Raw genomic sequence first — 16,797 nt, 5'->3', positions numbered from 1 at the left:
GGGAACCCGCCAGTGCCGAAGGTCAGCTTTCGCGCAGTCTCTGGGCCAGGCCCTTGTTGATGGCCCGGAGCGTGGCCACCCGGGCGAACCGCTTGTCGTTGGCCGGTATGACATGCCAGCGCGCGCCCTCGGAGGTGGTGCGCAGCACCTTCTGGTCGACGGCCTTGACGTACTCGTCCCACCGCTCCCGGTTGCGGTAGTCCTCCTCGGTGATCTTGTGCTTCTTGTAGAGGGTGTCCTCGCGGGCCTGGAAGCGCGCGAGCTGCTCCGCGGGGGAGATGTGCAGCCAGAACTTCGCCACGTAGTAGCCGTGCTCGACCATCTGGGCCTCGAAGTCGTTGATCTCGTCATAGGCGCGCTGCCACTCCCAGGGGCGGGCGAACCCCTCCAGCCGCTCGACCAGCACGCGTCCGTACCAGGTGCGGTCGAAGATCACGACCTTCCCGGCCGGCGGCAGGTCCCGCCAGAAACGCCACAGGTAGTGGTACTTGCGCTCATCCTCGGTGGGTGCGGCCACCGGGATCACCCGGTAGTCACCGGCCTCCATCGCCGCGGTGACCCGCCGGATCGCTCCGCCCTTGCCCGCGGCGTCCCAGCCCTCGAAGGCCAGCACCGTACTGATGCCGCGCTTGCGGGCCTCGATTGACAGCCGGCGCAGCTTGGCCTGCTCCTTGGCCAGCCGCGCCCGCGCCTCCTGTCTGGTCAGCGTCTGGGTCAGGTCCACCCCGGAGAGCACGTTGGCCTCCGAGTCGAAGTCGCCGAAGACCGTCTCCGCCAGCGCCGGCCCGTGGCGGGCGGTGTCCGTCTCGTTCAGCCGGGCGGTCAGTGCGGCCAGGATGGTGCGCGCGACGGTGAGGTCGCGGTAGCGCGAGTCGGTGGACTCCACGATCGTCCACGGCGCCCCCGGTCCGCTGGTCTCGCGCAGAATCCGTTCCGCGATCGGCAGCACCGGCCCGAGGGAGTCCAGGGCCGCCCAGTCGCGCTGGTCGACCTGCCAGCCGGAATGCGGGTCCTTCTGGGCCTTCTTGAGTTTGCGCTTCTGCACCTTGGCCGGGGTGTGCAGGAAGAACTTCAGGATCAGCGCCCCGTCGGCCACCAACTCGTTCTGCATGTTGGCGATGTGGCGAAGCCAGATGGAGAAGCTCGGCTCGTCGATCTCGTCGTTGGCGCGCTGGATGGCCGCGCGCATCAGGCCGCCGACGAAGAAAGCCGCCCGGCCCTTCGGCGGCAGCGAGCGCCACAGCCGCCACAGGTGCGGACGCTGGTATTCCTCGTCGGTGGGCTCGGCGAACACCCGGGTGTCGGCGTAGCGGGAGTCCATCCACTCGTTGAGCCGGTTGACCAGTTCGTTGGCGGCGAGCCGGTCGTCGCCGGCGATCCAGATGATCACCGGGAAGTCCGCGGAGCGAAGGTCGTACTGGGCGTTGATCAGTCCGACCCGCAAGTCGGGGATCTCCGCCTCGTACTCGTCCTTGTCGACTTCGTTCCCCACTTCGCACACTTCCAGCACGCCAGACTCCTTCGCCCGCAGGTGAACGCCAGGTGAACACCATCTCACTAACGGGTGGCCTGCGGGGCCGGAATCAGGTTGCGCTGCGCTCGTCGCTCTCCAGTGCGTCGAGCACCAGGATGCGGGCGCCGGCCTCCTCGGGCCCTCCGATGGCGCCCTCCACGCGGCCTCTGCGCAGCAGTTCGCGCAGTGAATCCGAGTCGTACTCTGCCGGGGTGGTCGAGTCGACGAACTCCTCGACCAGTGCCACGAATCGTGCGGGGTCGTCGTGATGCGGGAAGTGGCCGGAACCGGCGAAGATCTCCAGTCGCGAGCCCGGCATGGCGGCGTGCGCCATGTGGGCGTGACTGACCGGGATCACCACGTCCTGATCACCCCAAACTAGTTGCACGGGAACGGATTCGGTCAGATAACACCGGTCCAGCATGGTGACCACCTGGCCGCGCCAGTCCACCACGGCGCGCAGCGTGCGGGTGAAAGCCGCTGACGCCCTGGGCTCGGGCAGGTCGGCCAGGATCCGCAGCGCGTTGGGAATGTCGCGGCCGAGCCCGGTGGAACCGATCGTCATTCCCAGCAGGCGCCCGACGGTCTGCAGCGCCGGCAGCACCAGGGGCAGGCGCAGCAGGGCCAGCGCCTCGCCGCCGACCGGCAGCGCTGCGAACCGCAGGGCGATGTTGACGTCCTTGGTCACCCCGCCGGCCCCGACCAGGATCAGCCGGTCGATCATCGCGGGGAACTGGTAGGCGAACTGCATCGCGACCCCGCCGCCGAGGGAATGGCCCACCACGGTCACCTTGTCGATTCCCAGCACGCTGAGCAGGTCGCGCATCCCGTTGGCGTAGGCGGCCACCGAGTAGTCGGCCCTGGGCTTGTCCGACTGTCCGTGGCCGAGCAGGTCCGGTGCGATGACGGTGAAGCGGCGGGCCAACTGGGCGTGCACCGGCTCCCAGGCCGTGGAATTGTCGCCGATACCGTGGATCAGCAGCAGCGCCGGGCCGGAACCGGCGATGCGGAAGGCGCGGCGGTAGCCGTGGATGGTCCGGAACTGCAACTCCGGGGCGGGATCGGCGAGCAGGATCGGCCGCGGTTCGGGATTGGGCTGCGCCATGTCCACCTCGACATCCGACCGCTCGTTCAGCGGCGTGGGTGAATCCTAAGCGCGCGGGCCCGTGCCTTCCACTCGACGCCCCGTATGTGCCGGTTACTCGTTGTCGCCGCCGGTGGCCAGCGTCGCCGCGACCGAGGTGGCGCTGTACATTCCCCGCGCGGCCGGCCAGACCCAGTCCCGCACCTCGGGGATGTCGTCACCGTACTCGCGGGTGTACTCACGGGCCTGAATGCGCTTGTCCACCATCTGCTGCCGCAGCGCGGCGTAGCGCGAGCCCAGGCCGGGCACCCGGTCGATCACGTCGATCACCAGGTGGTAGCGGTCGAGGTCGTTGAGCATCACCATGTCGAACGGGGTGGTCGTCGTGCCCTCCTCCTTGTAACCGCGCACGTGCACCCGGTTGTCGTTGCTGCGCCGGTAGACCAGACGGTGGATCAGCCACGGGTAGCCGTGGTAGGCGAATACGACCGGCTTGTCATCGGTGAAGTACATGTCGAACTCGCGGTTGCTCAAACCGTGCGGATGCTCGCTGGCGTCCTGCAGCCTCATCAGGTCCACCACGTTGACGAAACGCACCCCCAACTCCGGGATGTGCTGGCGCAGCAGGTCGGCCGCCGCCAGGGCTTCGAGGGTGGGCACGTCGCCGGCGCAGGCCAGCACCACGTCGGGGTCCTGTCCGTGCTTCTCGGTGCCCGCCCACTCCCAGATGCCCAGGCCGCGGGTGCAGTGGGCGACGGCCTCGTCCATGGTGAGGAAGTTGGGGTGGGGCTGCTTGCCCGAGACGACGACGTTGACGTACTGGCGCGAGCGCAGGCAGTGGTCGTAGGTGGACAGCAGGGTGTTGGCGTCCGGCGGCAGGTACACCCGGACCACCTCGGCGCTCTTGTTGACCACGTGGTCGATGAAACCCGGATCCTGATGGCTGAAACCGTTGTGATCCTGACGCCAGACATGGCTTGAGAGAAGATAGTTCAGGCTCGCGATCGGACGCCGCCACGGAATGTCGTTGGTGACCTTCAGCCACTTCGCGTGCTGGTTGAACATCGAGTCGATGATGTGGATGAAGGCCTCGTAGCAGTTGAACAGCCCGTGCCGGCCGGTGAGCAGGTAGCCCTCCAGCCAGCCCTGCATCTGGTGCTCGGAGAGCATCTCGACCACCCGTCCCATCCTGGCGAGGTGATCATCGACCTCGGGGCCGAAGAATTCGGCGTTCCACTGCTTGTTGGTCACCTCGAACACCGGTTGCAGGCGATTGGACGCCGTCTCGTCCGGACCGAAGATCCGGAAGTTGTGCGGGTTGAGCCGAACCACGTCGGTCAGCCACTGGCCGAGGACCTTGGTGGCCTCGGCGATGCTCGCACCCGGCGCCGGGACCTCGACTCCGTAGTCGCGGAAGTCCGGCAACCGCAGGTCCTTGAGTAGCAGACCGCCGTTGGCGTGCGGGTTGTCGCTCATCCGCAGATACCCGGCCGGGGCCAGGTCGGCGACGACCGACTTGACCGCTCCTGTCTCGTCGAACACTTCGCTCGGCCGGTAGGACGACAGCCAGTCGGCCAGCACCTGCAGGTGCTCCGGGGTGTCGCGGGCACTGGCGAGCGGGACCTGGTGCGCGCGCCACGAACCGGTGGTCTTCTTGCCGTCGATGTAGGCCGGACCGGTCCATCCCTTGGGGTGGCGGAAGATGATCATCGGCCACGCCGGGCGGGACTCGTCGCCGCCCGCCGCGCGGGCCTTGATCGCCGCGATCTCGTCGAGCACGTCGTCGAGCAACCGGGCGAACCGGCGGTGCGCGTCCAGGTGGTCCCCGCCGGTCTCGGAGTCCTCCTTGACTTCGAAGAAGTACGGGTTGTGGCCGTAGCCGACCATCAGGCTCCGCAGCTCATCCTGCGGGATCCGGTCCAGCACAGTCGGGTTGGCGATCTTGTAGCCGTTCAGGTGCAGGATCGGCAGCACGACGCCGTCATGCAAAGGGTGCATGAACTTGTTGGAGTGCCAGCTGGTGGCCAGTGCTCCGGTCTCGGCCTCGCCGTCACCGACCACCGCCGCGATCAGCAGGTCGGGGTTGTCGAAGGCCGCCCCGTAGGCGTGCGAGAGGGCGTAGCCCAGTTCGCCGCCCTCGTGGATCGACCCAGGGGTCTCCGGCGCGACGTGTGAGGGGATGCCGCCGGGGAAGGAGAACTGCCGGAACAGCCTGCGCATGCCTTCGAGGTCCTGGGTGATGTCGGGGTAGTACTCGGTGTAGGTGCCGTCCAGGTAGGCGCAGGACACCAGGCCCGGACCGCCGTGGCCCGGTCCGGTGATGTAGATGGTGGACTGGCTGCGGTCCTTGATCGCACGGTTGAGGTGGGCGTAGAGGAAGTTCAGTCCTGACGTGGTGCCCCAGTGCCCGAGGAGGCGGGGCTTGACGTCATCGCGCGAGAGCGGTGTCCGCAGCAGGGGGTTGTCCAGGAGATAGATCTGGCCGACCGACAGGTAGTTCGCGGCCCGGAACCAGCCGTCGATCTGCGCGATCACCTCATCGGACGGCTCGCCGTGCGTGCCTGTGCGCCAAGCGGTTTCCGTCTTCGCTGTCATCTACCTACCCTTTGATCGTTACCCGCGGAACATTCCAGATTTCGTTGCAGTACTCGGCGATCGAGCGGTCTGAGGAGAACTTGCCGCTGCGGGCGCTGTTGAGGATCGACATGCGCGCCCAGGTCGCCGGCTCATGCCAGGTCCGGTCCACCTCCCCCTGGCAGCGGATGTAGTCCGCGTAGTCGGCCAGCACCAGGAACGGGTCGTGGTCGACGAGGTTGGACACCAGCGGGGCGAACACCCCGGTGTCGCCGTGCGAGAACCGGCCCTCGGCGATCGCGGCGATCGCGGCGGCCAGTTCCGGGTTCGCATCGACGTAGTCGCGCGGCCGGTAACCCTTGGCCAGCAGCTCGTGGACCTCCTCGACGGTGAGGCCGAAGAGGAAGAAGTTCTCCGCCCCGGCCTCCTCGCGCATCTCGACGTTGGCCCCGTCGAGGGTTCCGATCGTGAGGGCGCCGTTCATCATGAACTTCATGTTCCCGGTGCCCGAGGCCTCTTTGCCGGCGGTGGAGATCTGCTCGGAGAGGTCGGCTCCCGGATAGATCAACTGCCCGCTCTGGACGTTGAAGTTCGGCAGGAACGCGACCTTGATCTTGCCGTTGACGTCGGGGTCGTTGTTGACGGTCTCGGCGACCGAGTTGATCAGCTTGATGATCAGCTTCGCGATGAAGTACCCGGGTGCGGCCTTGCCGCCGAAAACGAAAGCGCGCGGGGCGATGTCGAGACTCGGGTTCGCCTTCAGCCGGTTGTAGAGGGTGATGATGTGCAGCGCGTTGAGGTGCTGGCGCTTGTACTCGTGGATCCGTTTGACCTGGACGTCGAACATCCAGTCCGGGTTGAGGTCGACACCGGTCTTGGCCGCGACCAGGCCGGCCAGCCGGGCCTTGTTCTCGCGTTTGACCGCCGTCCACCGCTGCTGGAACGCGGGGTCGTCGGCATAGGGTTCCAGCCCGCGCAGTTTCTGCAGATCGACCATCCAGCCCTCGCCGATGGTCTGGTCCAGCAGTTTGCGCAGGCTCGGGTTGGACAGCCCCACGAAGCGGCGCGGGGTGACGCCGTTGGTCTTGTTGTAGAACCGATCGGGCCACATCTCGTAGAAGTCTTTGAGAATGGTGGTCTTGACGAGTTCGGAATGCATGGCCGCGACGCCGTTGACGGCATGGCTGCCGACGGTGGCCAGGTGCGCCATCCGGATGCTGCGGTCGCCGTCCTCGCCGATGATCGACATCCGGCGGGCCCGGGCGTCGTCGCCGGGGAAACGCCGTCGCACCTCATCGAGGAAGCGGCTGTTGATCTCGTAGATGATCTCCAGGTGGCGCGGCAGGAAATGCTCGAACATCTTCAGCGGCCAGGTCTCCAGCGCCTCCGGCAGCAGGGTGTGGTTGGTGTAGGCGAAGGTCGCGACGGTGATCTCCCAGGCCTCGTCCCAGCTGAAGTCCCGCTCGTCGATCAGCAGGCGCATCAGCTCGGCGACCGCGATCGAGGGATGAGTGTCGTTGAGCTGCACGGCAACCCGGTTGGGTAGTTCGCGGGCGCTCATGCCCGCGAAGTCCTCCAGCAGGTGCAGGATGTCCTGCAGCGAGCATGACACGAAGAAGTACTGCTGCAGCAGGCGCAACTGCTTGCCGGCTTCGGGTTCGTCGTTGGGGTAGAGGATCTTGGTGACGTTCTCGCTGATCACCTGATCCTCGACCGCGCGGTAGTACTCGCCTGCGTTGAACGCCTCAAGCGCCAGCGCGTTGACCGCGTTGGCGCTCCACAGCGTGAGGGTGTTGCAGGTGTTGACCCCGTATCCCTGGATCGGGGTGCCGTAGTAGACACCCTTGATGGTGCGGTTGGGGATCCAGCGCACCTGGGGCTGGCCGGCCTGGTCGGTGAAGTGCTCGGTGTGCCCGCCCCAGCCGACCTCGTAGTTCAGTTCCGGCTTGGCGATCTCCCAGGGGTTACCGGCCGCCAGCCAGTTGTCGGTGCGCTCCACCTGCCAGCCGTCCTTGATCTCCTGGTCGAAGATGCCGAACTCGTAGCGGATGCCGTAGCCGATCGCCGGCCGCTCCAGGGTGGCCAGCGATTCCAGGTAGCAGGCCGCCAGCCGGCCCAGGCCGCCGTTGCCCAGCCCGGGTTCCTCCTCGCAGTCCAGCACGGCGTCGTAGTCCTGGCCGAGTTCTGCCAGCGCCGCCCGGGCCTCTTCCTCCAGGCCGAGGTTGAGCAGGTTGTTGCCCAGGTGCGGGCCCATCAGGAACTCCGCGGACAGGTAGACCGCGACTTTGCGGGACAGGTCCAGGTAGGTCTGGGTGGTCTCGGTCCACCGCTTCTGCATGCGGTCGCGGACCGCGAGGGACAGTGCGTGGTAGTAGTGCTGGGGCTGCAGCAGTTGGATGGGCCGCCCCAGCGAGTAGCGCACGTGGTCTTCGATGGCCTTGCGCAGGGACTGGGCGGTCATCCCGGTGCGGACGTCGTCGCCGGCCCCGCCCGCCGCGGCCGACGTGTAGATGATTTCGGTCATGTGCGCTCCCCGTGTCTTCAGCCTGGCTGGTTTGCTGCGAGTATTGCACCGGCGCCGTTCTCCCACCTGCGCTTCGGGTAACTGGTAGGTGAACGTTGGCCGATCGCACAGCACACACCCAGGTGTGCGGGAGGCGCGGCCGGACGGCCTCGGGCTACCGTGGTGCCAGGGGGTCCGACCGCCTTGAGTTGAGGATGGACAGTGCTGGATCGCATCGCCCGGCTCGCCGTGTCCGTTCCGCGGCGGGTGATCGTGGCCGCCGCACTGCTGGCGGCGATCGTCGGGGTGTTCGGCGTCCCGGTGGCCGACAAACTGTCCCCCAGCGGTTTCCAGGACCCCACATCCGAGTCCTCCCGGGCCACGGCGATGCTGACCCAGAAGTTCGGGCAGGGTGACGTGCCCCTGGTCTTCGTGGTCAGCGCACCCGACCGCTACGACAGTCCCAGGGCCCGCGCTGTCGCCACCGACGTCGTCGCGAAGCTGGAGGGTTCCGGCCACGCCGCGGCAGTCACGTCGGCCTGGACGTCACCCCCGCCCGCCGCCGCGGCGCTGGTCAGCGCCGACCGGAAGTCCGGCCTGATCGTGACCGGGATCGTCGGGACCGAGGCCCAGCAACAGGCCTACACCAAGGAACTCACCGACGCGCTGGCCGGCGACCGTGACGGTGTCCGGGTCATCGCGGGCGGAACCGCGGTCGTCAACCTGCAGGTCACCGAACAGTCCAAGCGGGACCTGCTGCTGCTGGAAGCGATCGTGGTGCCGCTGAGCTTCCTGGTGCTGATCTGGGTGTTCGGCGGGCTGTTCGCCGCGGCGCTGCCGCTGGCCGTCGGCGTGATGGCCATACTCGGGTCACTGGCGGTGTTGCGTGCCGTCACCTTCTTCACCGACGTGTCGATCTTCGCGCTGAACCTCACCACCGCCATGGGATTGGCGCTGGCCATCGACTACACACTGCTGATCGTCAGCCGATACCGCGACGAGCTGGCCGCCGGCGCCGGCCGGGCCGACGCGGTGGCCACCACCATGGTCACCGCCGGCCGCACGGTGCTGTTCTCGGCCGTGACGGTCGCGCTGTCGATGGCGGTGATGGTGCTCTTCCCGATGAACTTCCTGCGATCGTTCGCCTACGCCGGCGTGGCCACCGTCGCTTTCGCCGCGCTGGCGGCCGTCATTGTCACGCCGGCGGCCATCATGCTGCTCGGTGACCGGCTGGACAAATTCGACGTGCGCCGCGGCCTGCGCCGGATGCTGGGCCGTCCCGAACCCGAACCGGTGCCCACCGAGCGGCAGTTCTGGTACCGCTCAACGAAATTCGTGATGCGGCGTGCCGTGCCGATCGGGCTGGCCGGGGTAGCGCTGCTGGTGGTGCTCGGCGCGCCGTTCCTCGGGGTCCGGCCCGGCTTCCCGGACGACCGGGTGCTGCCTAAGTCGGCCTCGGCCCACCAGGTCGGGGATTTGTTGCGCGCGGACTACGAGATCGACTCCGACTCGGAGGTGCCGATCATCATCACCGACTCGGCCGGGCTGGACCGCGGCGCGGTCGACCGCTACGCGGCCGAGCTGTCCCGGGTGCCCGACGTCAACTCGGTCTCGGCACCCGGCGGCACGTGGGTGAGCGGCCGGCTGACCGGCCCTCCGCTGGCTCCGACCGGCGTGGCGTCCGGAAGCACACTGCTCACCGTCGGCAGCTCGGTGCCGTTGTTCTCCGAAGCCTCGGAGAACCAGCTCAGCGGGCTGCACGCGGTGCCCACTCCCGACGGCCGCGGCACCGCGTTCGGCGGGCTGGCCCAGACCAACCGGGACAGCGTCGACGCGATCACCTCCCGGCTGCCGTTGGTGCTGGGACTGATCGCGGTCATCATGCTGGTGCTGCTCTTCCTGCTGACCGGCAGTGTTGTCCTTCCGGTCAAGGCGCTCATCCTCAACATTCTTTCGCTGTCGGCGGCCTTCGGTTCCACCGTCTGGATCTTCCAGGACGGCAACCTGGGCGCCCTGGGCACCACCCCCACCGGGACGCTGGTGGCCAACATGCCGGTCTTGCTGTTCTGCGTGGCCTTCGGCCTGTCGATGGACTACGAGGTCTTCCTGGTCTCGCGCATCCGGGAGTTCTGGCTCGCGTCCGGGCAGACGTCGGCGGACAACGACGAGAGCGTGGCGCTGGGCCTGGCGCACACCGGCCGGGTGATCACGGCCGCGGCCCTGATCATGGCCATCGCCTTCGCCGCGCTGGTCGCGGCCAAGGTCGCGGTGATGCGACTGTTCGGTGTGGGTCTGACGCTGGCGGTTCTGGTTGACGCCACTCTGGTGCGGCTGGTCCTGGTCCCGGCGTTCATGGGCGTGATGGGCCGGTGGAACTGGTGGGCGCCGGCGCCGCTCGTCAGGCTGCACCGCAGGTTCGGCATCAGCGAGTCGGGCACGGTCCGGCAATGACGAAGGCGCCGGAGCGGACGGCGCCGGACAGCCGGCGCCGGGTTCTCGCGGCGCTCTACGGCGTCGGCTGCCACACGCTCTTCGTCGTCGCTATAGCGACCATGATGGCCGCGATGTTCTCCGGGATGAGCCGGTCGGTGGGGACGGTGCCGCGGCCGTGGAACTGGCTGGCCAACGGCGCCCTGCTGGTGCAGTTCCCCCTCATGCACTCGTTTCTGCTCACCGAGCGGGGCAGAGCCGTGCTGGGTCGGCTGGCGCCGCGGGGTGCCGGCGGCACGCTTTCGACCACCACCTACGTGATCGTCGCCGCCGTGCAGGTCTTCGTGCTGTTCGCGTTCTGGTCGCCGACGGGCACGGTCTGGTGGCAGGCCCACGGTGTGACGCTGGTCGCGATGGCCGCGCTCTACGGCCTGTGCTGGTTGTTGCTGTTGAAGTCGATGTGGGATGCCGGCCTGAGCCTGCAGACCGGAACCCTTGGATGGCTGGCGCTGTTTCGGGGACGCCGGCCGGTCTATCCGCCGATGCCGGTCACGGGCCTGTTCCGAATGGTGCGCCAGCCGATCTACGTCTCGTTCACGCTCACGCTGTGGACCGTCCCGACGTGGACACCGGACCAGTTGGTGCTCGCCGTGACCCTCACCCTGTACTGCCTGGCGGCGCCGCTGCGCAAGGAGGCCCGCTTCCGCCGGATCTACGGCGAGGCCTTCGACAGGTACGCCCGCGCCGTCCCGTACTGGTTGCCGCTGCCCCGCAAAGGGCGCTCAAGGCTGTGACAGTTCGGTGACACCGGTACCGATCACCTGGGCATTCGCACATCCGCGGAATTGCCGGCGCGGCGATCCGGACATACTTGAGTGATGTCGAGCAAATCCCGGCCCGGTGCGGACGGTCCCGTCAGCGTCATCGCCGGCGTTCAGGGAGCCCTGCCGGCGTTTCGCTTCGGCCAGGAGGAGATCGCCGAGGCCTTCCTGACCCTGCCCGCCATGGCCGAGCACGGGCAGATCGTCCGCCACATGCACCGCGCGGCGAAGGTCAACCACCGCAATCTGGTCCTGCCCCTGGAGCGGTACCGGACCCTGACCGATTTCGGTGACGCCAACGACATCTTCATCGAGAACGCCGTGGAACTCGGCTGCGCCGCGGTCAGCGCCGCACTCGAGGAGGCGGGCCTGACGCCCGGCGACGTCGACCTGATCGTGTCGACGACGGTGACCGGCATCATGGTGCCCTCGCTGGAGGCGCGGGTGGCCCAGCAACTGGGGCTGCGTTCCGACGTCCGCCGGGTGCCGTTGTTCGGACTGGGCTGCGTGGCCGGCGCGGCCGGGGTCGCCAGGGTGCACGATTATCTGCGCGGCGCCCCCGACGACGTCGCCGTGCTGCTGTCGGTCGAGTTGTGTTCGCTGACCTTCCCGGCGGTCCAGCCCACTGTCGCCGGCTTCGTCGGCACCGCGCTGTTCGGCGACGGCGCCGCGGCGGTGGTCGCCGTCGGCGAGCGCCGCGCTGCCCGGATGGGTGTCAGCGGCCCGGCGGTTCTCGACAGCCGCAGCCACCTCTACCCCGGTTCGCTGCGGACGATGGGATGGGACGTCGGCGCCTCCGGTCTGCAACTGGTGCTCTCACCCGACGTGCCCGAGGTCGTCAGCCGGCACCTGCCCGGTGACATGTCCGCCTTCCTCGGTGACCACGGCCTCGCGGTCGCGGACATCGGCACCTGGGTGAGCCACCCCGGCGGGCCGAAGGTCATCGAAGCCATCGTCTCCAGCCTCGGTCTGCCCGACGACGCCCTGGAGCTCACCTGGCGCTCGCTGGCCGACATCGGCAACCTGTCGTCCTCGTCGGTCCTGCACGTGCTGCGTGACACCATCGCCAAGGGCCCGGCGCCCGGGCCGGGCGTCATGATGGCCATGGGACCCGGGTTCTGCTCGGAACTCGTTCTCATGCAGTGGGATTGACACCGCCGTGAACTGGTACGTCCTCCTCGTGGTCGCCGTCGGGGCCGAGCGACTGGCCGAACTCGTCGTCGCGCAGCGCAATCTCGCGTGGAGCCGGGACCGTGGCGGCGTGGAGTTCGGGGCCGGGCACTACCCGGTGATGGTCGTCCTGCACACCGGGCTGCTGGTCGGCTGTCTGGTCGAGGTGTTCGCGCTGCACCGCCCGTTCATTCCGGCGCTGGGCTGGCCGATGCTGGCCGTGGTTGTGGCCGCCCAGGCGTTGCGCTGGTGGTGCATCACCACCCTCGGCCGGCAGTGGAACACCCGCGTCGTGGTGATCCCGGGCGCCGAACGGGTGACCGGCGGCCCCTACCGGCTGATGTCGCACCCCAACTACGTGGCGGTGGTCGCCGAGGGCATCGCCCTGCCGCTGGTGCACACCGCCTGGGTGACCGCGCTGATCTTCACCGTGCTCAACGCGGTCCTGCTCAACCGGCGCATCGGCGTCGAGAACTCGGCACTGGCGAGGCTGGCATGACCGACCTGATAGTCGCCGGCGGCGGCCCGGCCGGACTTGCCACCGCGATACACGCGGCGCGCGCCGGTCTGGAGGCGGTCGTCGTCGACCGCCGTCCCGGGCCGATCGACAAGGCGTGCGGCGAGGGACTCATGCCGCACACCGTGGCCCAACTCGAGGCCATCGGGGTGCCGTTGCGCGGCAAGGAGTTCCGCGGCATCACCTACATCGACTCCCGGCACCGCGTCGGGGCGTCGTTCCGGTCCGGAAGCGGTCTGGGGGTGCGGCGAACGGTCCTCTACGAAGCCCTCTACGACACCGCCACCTCCGCCGGTGTGCGGATCGTGCAGGGTGAGATCGGACCGGTCAGCCAGGACGCCACCTCGGTGCGGTGCGGGGACCTGCGGGCCCGCTACCTGGCCGCCGCCGACGGCCTGCACTCACCCATCCGGCGCTCGCTGGGACTGAACCGGCCCGCCCGCGGACGGCGGCGGTGGGGGATCCGGCGGCACTACACCGTCGCGCCGTGGAGCGACACCGTCGAGGTGTACTGGGCCCGCGATACCGAGGCCTACGTCACCCCGGTCGCCGACGACACGGTGGGTGTGGCGATCCTGACCTCCCGGCAGGGCAAGTTCGGCGACCACCTGCTCGAATTCCCGGCTCTCACAGAGCGACTCGACGATGTGCCGCACGGCTCGGACCGTGCCGCCGGGCCGCTGCGCCAGCGCGTCCGCAGCCGCGCGGCCGGGCGGGTGATGCTGGTCGGGGACGCCGCCGGCTATGTCGACGCGCTCACCGGGGAGGGCCTGGGGATCGCCTTCGGCGGGGCTGAGCTGGTCGTCAAGTGCGTCCTGGCCGATACCCCGCAGGACTACGACCGCCAGTGGCGGGCCATGTCGCGCCGGTACCGTCTGCTGACAGCGGGGCTGCTGCATGCCAGCGGCCTGCCGCCGGTGCGGGCGGCCATCGTGCCGGCGGCCAGCGCGGTGCCGTCGGCGTTCGGCGGGATCGTCAACCTGCTGGCCTACTAGCCCCGTCGGCCCTCGTGCATGATCAGACCGTGAACCCCGAACGCAGCGAGTCCGCCGTTCGCGCCGCGGACCTGGTCGGGATGGCGCTGTTCGCGGACTGTTCGGAAACCGAGCTCGCCCCGGTCGCCGGCCGGCTGCGCCGGCTGTGCGCCGGGCGTGGTGAGGTGCTGATGCGCCAGGGTGAGGAGGCCACCTTCTTCGTGCTGATCGCCTCCGGGCGGATCGAGGCCAGTCACGCAGGCGAGGACGGGACGGTGGTCGCCGACGAGGCCTCAGCCGGTGTGATCGTCGGCGAGATCGCCCTGCTGCGGGACAAGCCGCGCACCGCGACCGTCACCGCCACTGAGCAGCTGACCGGCTTCGTCGGCGACGAGAAGGCCTTCGCGGCCATCCTCGACCTGCCCGGCGTCAGCGAGCGGCTGTTGCGCATCGTCCGCCAGCGGCTGGCCGCGTACATCACCCCGATCACGGTCGGGTTCGGGGACGGCACCGAACTGCTGCTGCGGCCGGTGCTGCCCGGCGACACCGAGCGGACGGGCAACTCCTCGGTCGAGTTCTCCAGCGAGACCCTCTACCGGCGGTTCATGTCCACCCAGGCGCCCAGTCCGTCGCTGCTGAACTACCTGTTCCAGGTCGACTACGTCGACCACTTCGTCTGGGTGCTGGTCGACGGGGCCGACGGCCCGGTGGTCGCCGACGTGCGGTTCGTCCGCGACGTCGACGACCCGGCGACGGCCGAGATCGCCTTCATCGTCGCCGACGACTACCAGCGCCGCGGGATCGGCAGCTTCCTGATGGACGCGGTGAGCATCGCCGCCCGGGCCGGAGGCGTGCGCCGGTTCACCGCCCGGCTGCTGGCGGAGAACCACGCGATGCGGGCGATCCTCGACCGGTACGGCGGCGAATGGGAGCGTGACGAGCCGGGAGTGGTGACGACGTCATTCGACGTACCGAACGAAGGCCAGCTTCGGCTGGACCCCGAGCTGGTTGGCGAAATCCGCGCTATGACAAGAGAAGTCATTCGAGCATCCGGGAGTTGACCTTCTCAGTCTGTGCGCACCGGGTACCGTGAGCGGATGCGCAAGACACTGGTGGCGACGGGCCTGGCGACCGCGGCGGCTGCCGTCGTGGGCAGCGTTTCGAGCCGCGACGGCGTGCGGGGCTGGTACACCGGGATCCGCAAGCCCGGCTATGTCCCGCCCAACGTGGTGTTCCCGATCGCGTGGACGACCCTGTATGCCGATATCGCCGTCACCTCCGCGGCGGCGATCGAGAGGTTCCGCAGCGACGGTGAGCACGCCAAGGCCCGCGCCTACACCGCCGCCCTGGGCACCAACCTGGCGCTGAACGCCGGCTGGAGCTGGCTGTTCTTCGCGAAGAACAAGCTCTTCCTGTCGTCGCTGGCGGCTGCCGCGCTGGCCGCCTCGTCGGCCGACCTGACCCGCCGCGCCGCCGACGCCGACCTCAAACTGGGTGCCGCGCTGGCGCCCTACCCCGCGTGGTGCACGTTCGCCACGGTGATGACGGCCGACATCTGGCGGCTCAACCGCTGAGACCGCGGCCGAAGGCGGTCTAGCATCAGGCGCAAAGTAGCCGTCAGGGAAATTTGGGTGGTCGTATGAAAACTGGCGAACCGGACCCGCTCGAGGGGGCCTTGTCAGGCCACAGTCAGGGTTCCATCTCGCTGGACGACTGGGCCGGCGGCATCGAGCAGACCCGTGCGCAGTTGCCGTCGGTGCGGATCGGACGCCGGTGGTTCAGCAGTCTGTGGCTGGTACCACTTGGGCTGGCGGCGCTGGCGCTGTCGATCGCGGTGGTCCGCGAGATGACCCGCTACGGGTGGTACCAGGATTTCATCGCCCGCTATCCCGGCACCTCCACCGACTACGTGCAGCCGGTGAACTCCGGCTTCCCGTGGTGGCTGCGCTGGCAGCACTTCCTGAACCTGCTGTTCATGATGTTCATCATCCGCGCGGGCATCCAGATCCTCGCCGACCACCCGCGGCTGTATCTCAACGCCGGCTGCAAGCCGGACACCGAGTGGATGCGGCTGCGCGGCCCGGTTCCGGCCGACCGGCGCGACCCCGCCGACGCGAAGCGGGTGTGGACGGCCAAGGACGATTCCGTCGCGCTGCCCAGACAGATCGGGATTCCCGGGTTTCGGCATTCGATCGGACTGGCCCGCTGGTGGCACTTCAGCTTCGACCTGTTGTGGCTCGTCAACGGGGCGGTGTTCTACGTCCTGCTGTTCAGCACCGACCAGTGGAAGCGGCTGGTGCCCACTTCCTGGGAGGTATTCCCCAACGCGCTGTCGACGGCTTTGCAGTACCTGTCACTGCAACTGCCGCAGAACGCGGGCTTCTCCACCTACAACGCTCTGCAACTGCTGGCGTACTTCATCACGGTGTTCATCGCAGCACCGCTGGCCCTGATCACCGGGCTGTTGCAGGCCCCGGCCATCGCGGGCCGGTTCGGCACCGGCGCCGGCCGGCTCAACCGGCAGGTCGCCCGCACCATCCACTTCGGGGTGCTGACGTGGATGCTGGTGTTCATCGTCGTCCACACGCTGATGGTGTTCGTCACCGGTTTCGTCGGCAACGTCAACCACATGACCCTGGGTACCGACACCGACTCCTATCTCGGCGTGGCGCTTTACGCGGCGTGGATGGCGGTGGTCGTCGCCTTCTGGCTGGTGGCCTCGCCGCTGACGATCAAACATCCCCGGGCGGTTCAAGTGGCGGGCACGACCATGGTCGGCTGGCTCAAGGGGCTGCTGGAGCGCTGGGAGCCCAAGGCCACCTACTCCAGGGACGACATCTCCCCGTATTTCTGGGTCAACGGCAACGTGCCGAAGACCGAGGATTACCTGCGGCTCAAGGCGGGTAACTGGTCGGACTACGTCCTACGGGTCGACGGGCTGGTGGAGAACCCGCTGGAACTCAGTTACGCGCAGCTGCTCGCGCTGCCGAAACAGAACCACATCACCCAGCACTTCTGCATCCAGGGCTGGTCGGGCATCGCGAAGTGGGCCGGTGTGCCGATGAGCGTCGTCTGCGACATGGTGCAGCCGCGCCCGGATGCGAAGTGGGTGGTGTTCTACTCCTTCGCCGACGGTCCGGAAGGCGGGCGCTACTACGACTGCCATCCGATCGCGAACATGTACCACCCCCAGACGATCCTGGCCTACGAG

Annotated in this window: 12 protein-coding genes; 8 read left to right on the top strand and 4 right to left on the bottom strand. The window is 68.4% G+C overall.

Going from position 1 to position 16,797, the window contains the following annotated elements; translation table 11 throughout:
• Positions 1 to 22: 22 nt before the first annotated feature.
• From pap to ACKOQ4_RS17390, 4 genes are all read right to left on the bottom strand, one after another.
• Positions 23 to 1,510, bottom strand: a complete 1,488-nt coding sequence (gene pap / locus ACKOQ4_RS17405) for a polyphosphate:AMP phosphotransferase (protein WP_526293840.1) — start codon at positions 1,508 to 1,510, stop codon at positions 23 to 25.
• Between the two features lie 73 nt (positions 1,511 to 1,583).
• Positions 1,584 to 2,618, bottom strand: coding sequence for an alpha/beta fold hydrolase (locus ACKOQ4_RS17400; protein ID WP_526293842.1), 1,035 nt, complete (start codon positions 2,616 to 2,618; stop codon positions 1,584 to 1,586).
• A 93-nt stretch (positions 2,619 to 2,711) separates the two neighbouring features.
• Positions 2,712 to 5,192 carry a phosphoketolase family protein gene (locus ACKOQ4_RS17395; RefSeq protein WP_526293839.1) on the bottom strand — a complete coding sequence of 827 codons (2,481 nt, stop codon included), beginning with the start codon at positions 5,190 to 5,192 and terminating at the stop codon, positions 2,712 to 2,714.
• Positions 5,193 to 5,196: 4 nt separating this feature from the next.
• Positions 5,197 to 7,695 (bottom strand): glycogen/starch/alpha-glucan phosphorylase, encoded by a 2,499-nt coding sequence (locus tag ACKOQ4_RS17390; RefSeq protein WP_526293838.1) that lies wholly within the window; start codon positions 7,693 to 7,695, stop codon positions 5,197 to 5,199.
• 201 nt (positions 7,696 to 7,896) lie between these two features.
• Here ACKOQ4_RS17390 and ACKOQ4_RS17385 point away from each other — a divergent pair, with 201 nt between their 5' ends.
• The 8 genes from ACKOQ4_RS17385 to ACKOQ4_RS17350 form a co-directional block, all read left to right on the top strand.
• A complete protein-coding gene (locus ACKOQ4_RS17385) occupies positions 7,897 to 10,125 on the top strand; it encodes an MMPL family transporter (protein ID WP_526293837.1) in 2,229 nt (742 codons plus the stop codon).
• Complete coding sequence (locus ACKOQ4_RS17380) at positions 10,122 to 10,898, top strand: methyltransferase family protein (RefSeq protein WP_526293836.1); 777 nt, start codon at positions 10,122 to 10,124, stop codon at positions 10,896 to 10,898. The genes ACKOQ4_RS17385 and ACKOQ4_RS17380 overlap by 4 nt, the downstream gene beginning before the upstream one ends.
• 84 nt (positions 10,899 to 10,982) lie before the next feature.
• A complete protein-coding gene (locus ACKOQ4_RS17375) occupies positions 10,983 to 12,077 on the top strand; it encodes a type III polyketide synthase (protein ID WP_526293835.1) in 1,095 nt (364 codons plus the stop codon).
• Between the two features lie 7 nt (positions 12,078 to 12,084).
• The gene (locus tag ACKOQ4_RS17370) at positions 12,085 to 12,594 is read left to right on the top strand and encodes an isoprenylcysteine carboxyl methyltransferase family protein (protein ID WP_526293834.1); all 510 of its coding nucleotides are present in this window, start codon (positions 12,085 to 12,087) and stop codon (positions 12,592 to 12,594) included.
• Positions 12,591 to 13,607 (top strand): NAD(P)/FAD-dependent oxidoreductase, encoded by a 1,017-nt coding sequence (locus ACKOQ4_RS17365; RefSeq protein WP_526293833.1) that lies wholly within the window; start codon positions 12,591 to 12,593, stop codon positions 13,605 to 13,607. The genes ACKOQ4_RS17370 and ACKOQ4_RS17365 overlap by 4 nt, the downstream gene beginning before the upstream one ends.
• An 80-nt stretch (positions 13,608 to 13,687) precedes the next feature.
• Positions 13,688 to 14,647 (top strand): acetyltransferase Pat, encoded by a 960-nt coding sequence (pat, locus tag ACKOQ4_RS17360; protein WP_526293841.1) that lies wholly within the window; start codon positions 13,688 to 13,690, stop codon positions 14,645 to 14,647.
• A gap of 36 nt (positions 14,648 to 14,683) precedes the next feature.
• Positions 14,684 to 15,160 (top strand): TspO/MBR family protein, encoded by a 477-nt coding sequence (locus tag ACKOQ4_RS17355; RefSeq protein WP_526293832.1) that lies wholly within the window; start codon positions 14,684 to 14,686, stop codon positions 15,158 to 15,160.
• A gap of 65 nt (positions 15,161 to 15,225) precedes the next feature.
• The coding region (locus ACKOQ4_RS17350) for a molybdopterin-dependent oxidoreductase (protein ID WP_526293831.1) at positions 15,226 to 16,797 on the top strand (1,572 nt) is incomplete at its 3' end.

This window comes from Mycobacterium sp. (assembly GCF_046095365.1).
Lineage (GTDB): Bacteria > Actinomycetota > Actinomycetes > Mycobacteriales > Mycobacteriaceae > Mycobacterium.
Note: the sequence above shows the minus strand (reverse complement) of the source record. Positions and strands in the feature narration are given on the sequence as shown.

Bases quoted from the DNA above. Each gene is read 5' to 3' on its own strand.
- ACKOQ4_RS17400 (WP_526293842.1), bottom strand. From the start codon at position 2,618: ATGGCGCAGCCCAATCCCGAACCGCGGCCGATCCTGCTCGCCGATCCC.
- pat (WP_526293841.1), top strand. From the start codon at position 13,688: ATGGCGCTGTTCGCGGACTGTTCGGAAACCGAGCTCGCCCCGGTCGCC.
- ACKOQ4_RS17390 (WP_526293838.1), bottom strand. From the start codon at position 7,695: ATGACCGAAATCATCTACACGTCGGCCGCGGCGGGCGGGGCCGGCGAC.
- ACKOQ4_RS17355 (WP_526293832.1), top strand. From the start codon at position 14,684: ATGCGCAAGACACTGGTGGCGACGGGCCTGGCGACCGCGGCGGCTGCC.
- ACKOQ4_RS17375 (WP_526293835.1), top strand. From the start codon at position 10,983: ATGTCGAGCAAATCCCGGCCCGGTGCGGACGGTCCCGTCAGCGTCATC.
- ACKOQ4_RS17380 (WP_526293836.1), top strand. From the start codon at position 10,122: ATGACGAAGGCGCCGGAGCGGACGGCGCCGGACAGCCGGCGCCGGGTT.
- ACKOQ4_RS17395 (WP_526293839.1), bottom strand. From the start codon at position 5,192: ATGACAGCGAAGACGGAAACCGCTTGGCGCACAGGCACGCACGGCGAG.
- ACKOQ4_RS17365 (WP_526293833.1), top strand. From the start codon at position 12,591: ATGACCGACCTGATAGTCGCCGGCGGCGGCCCGGCCGGACTTGCCACC.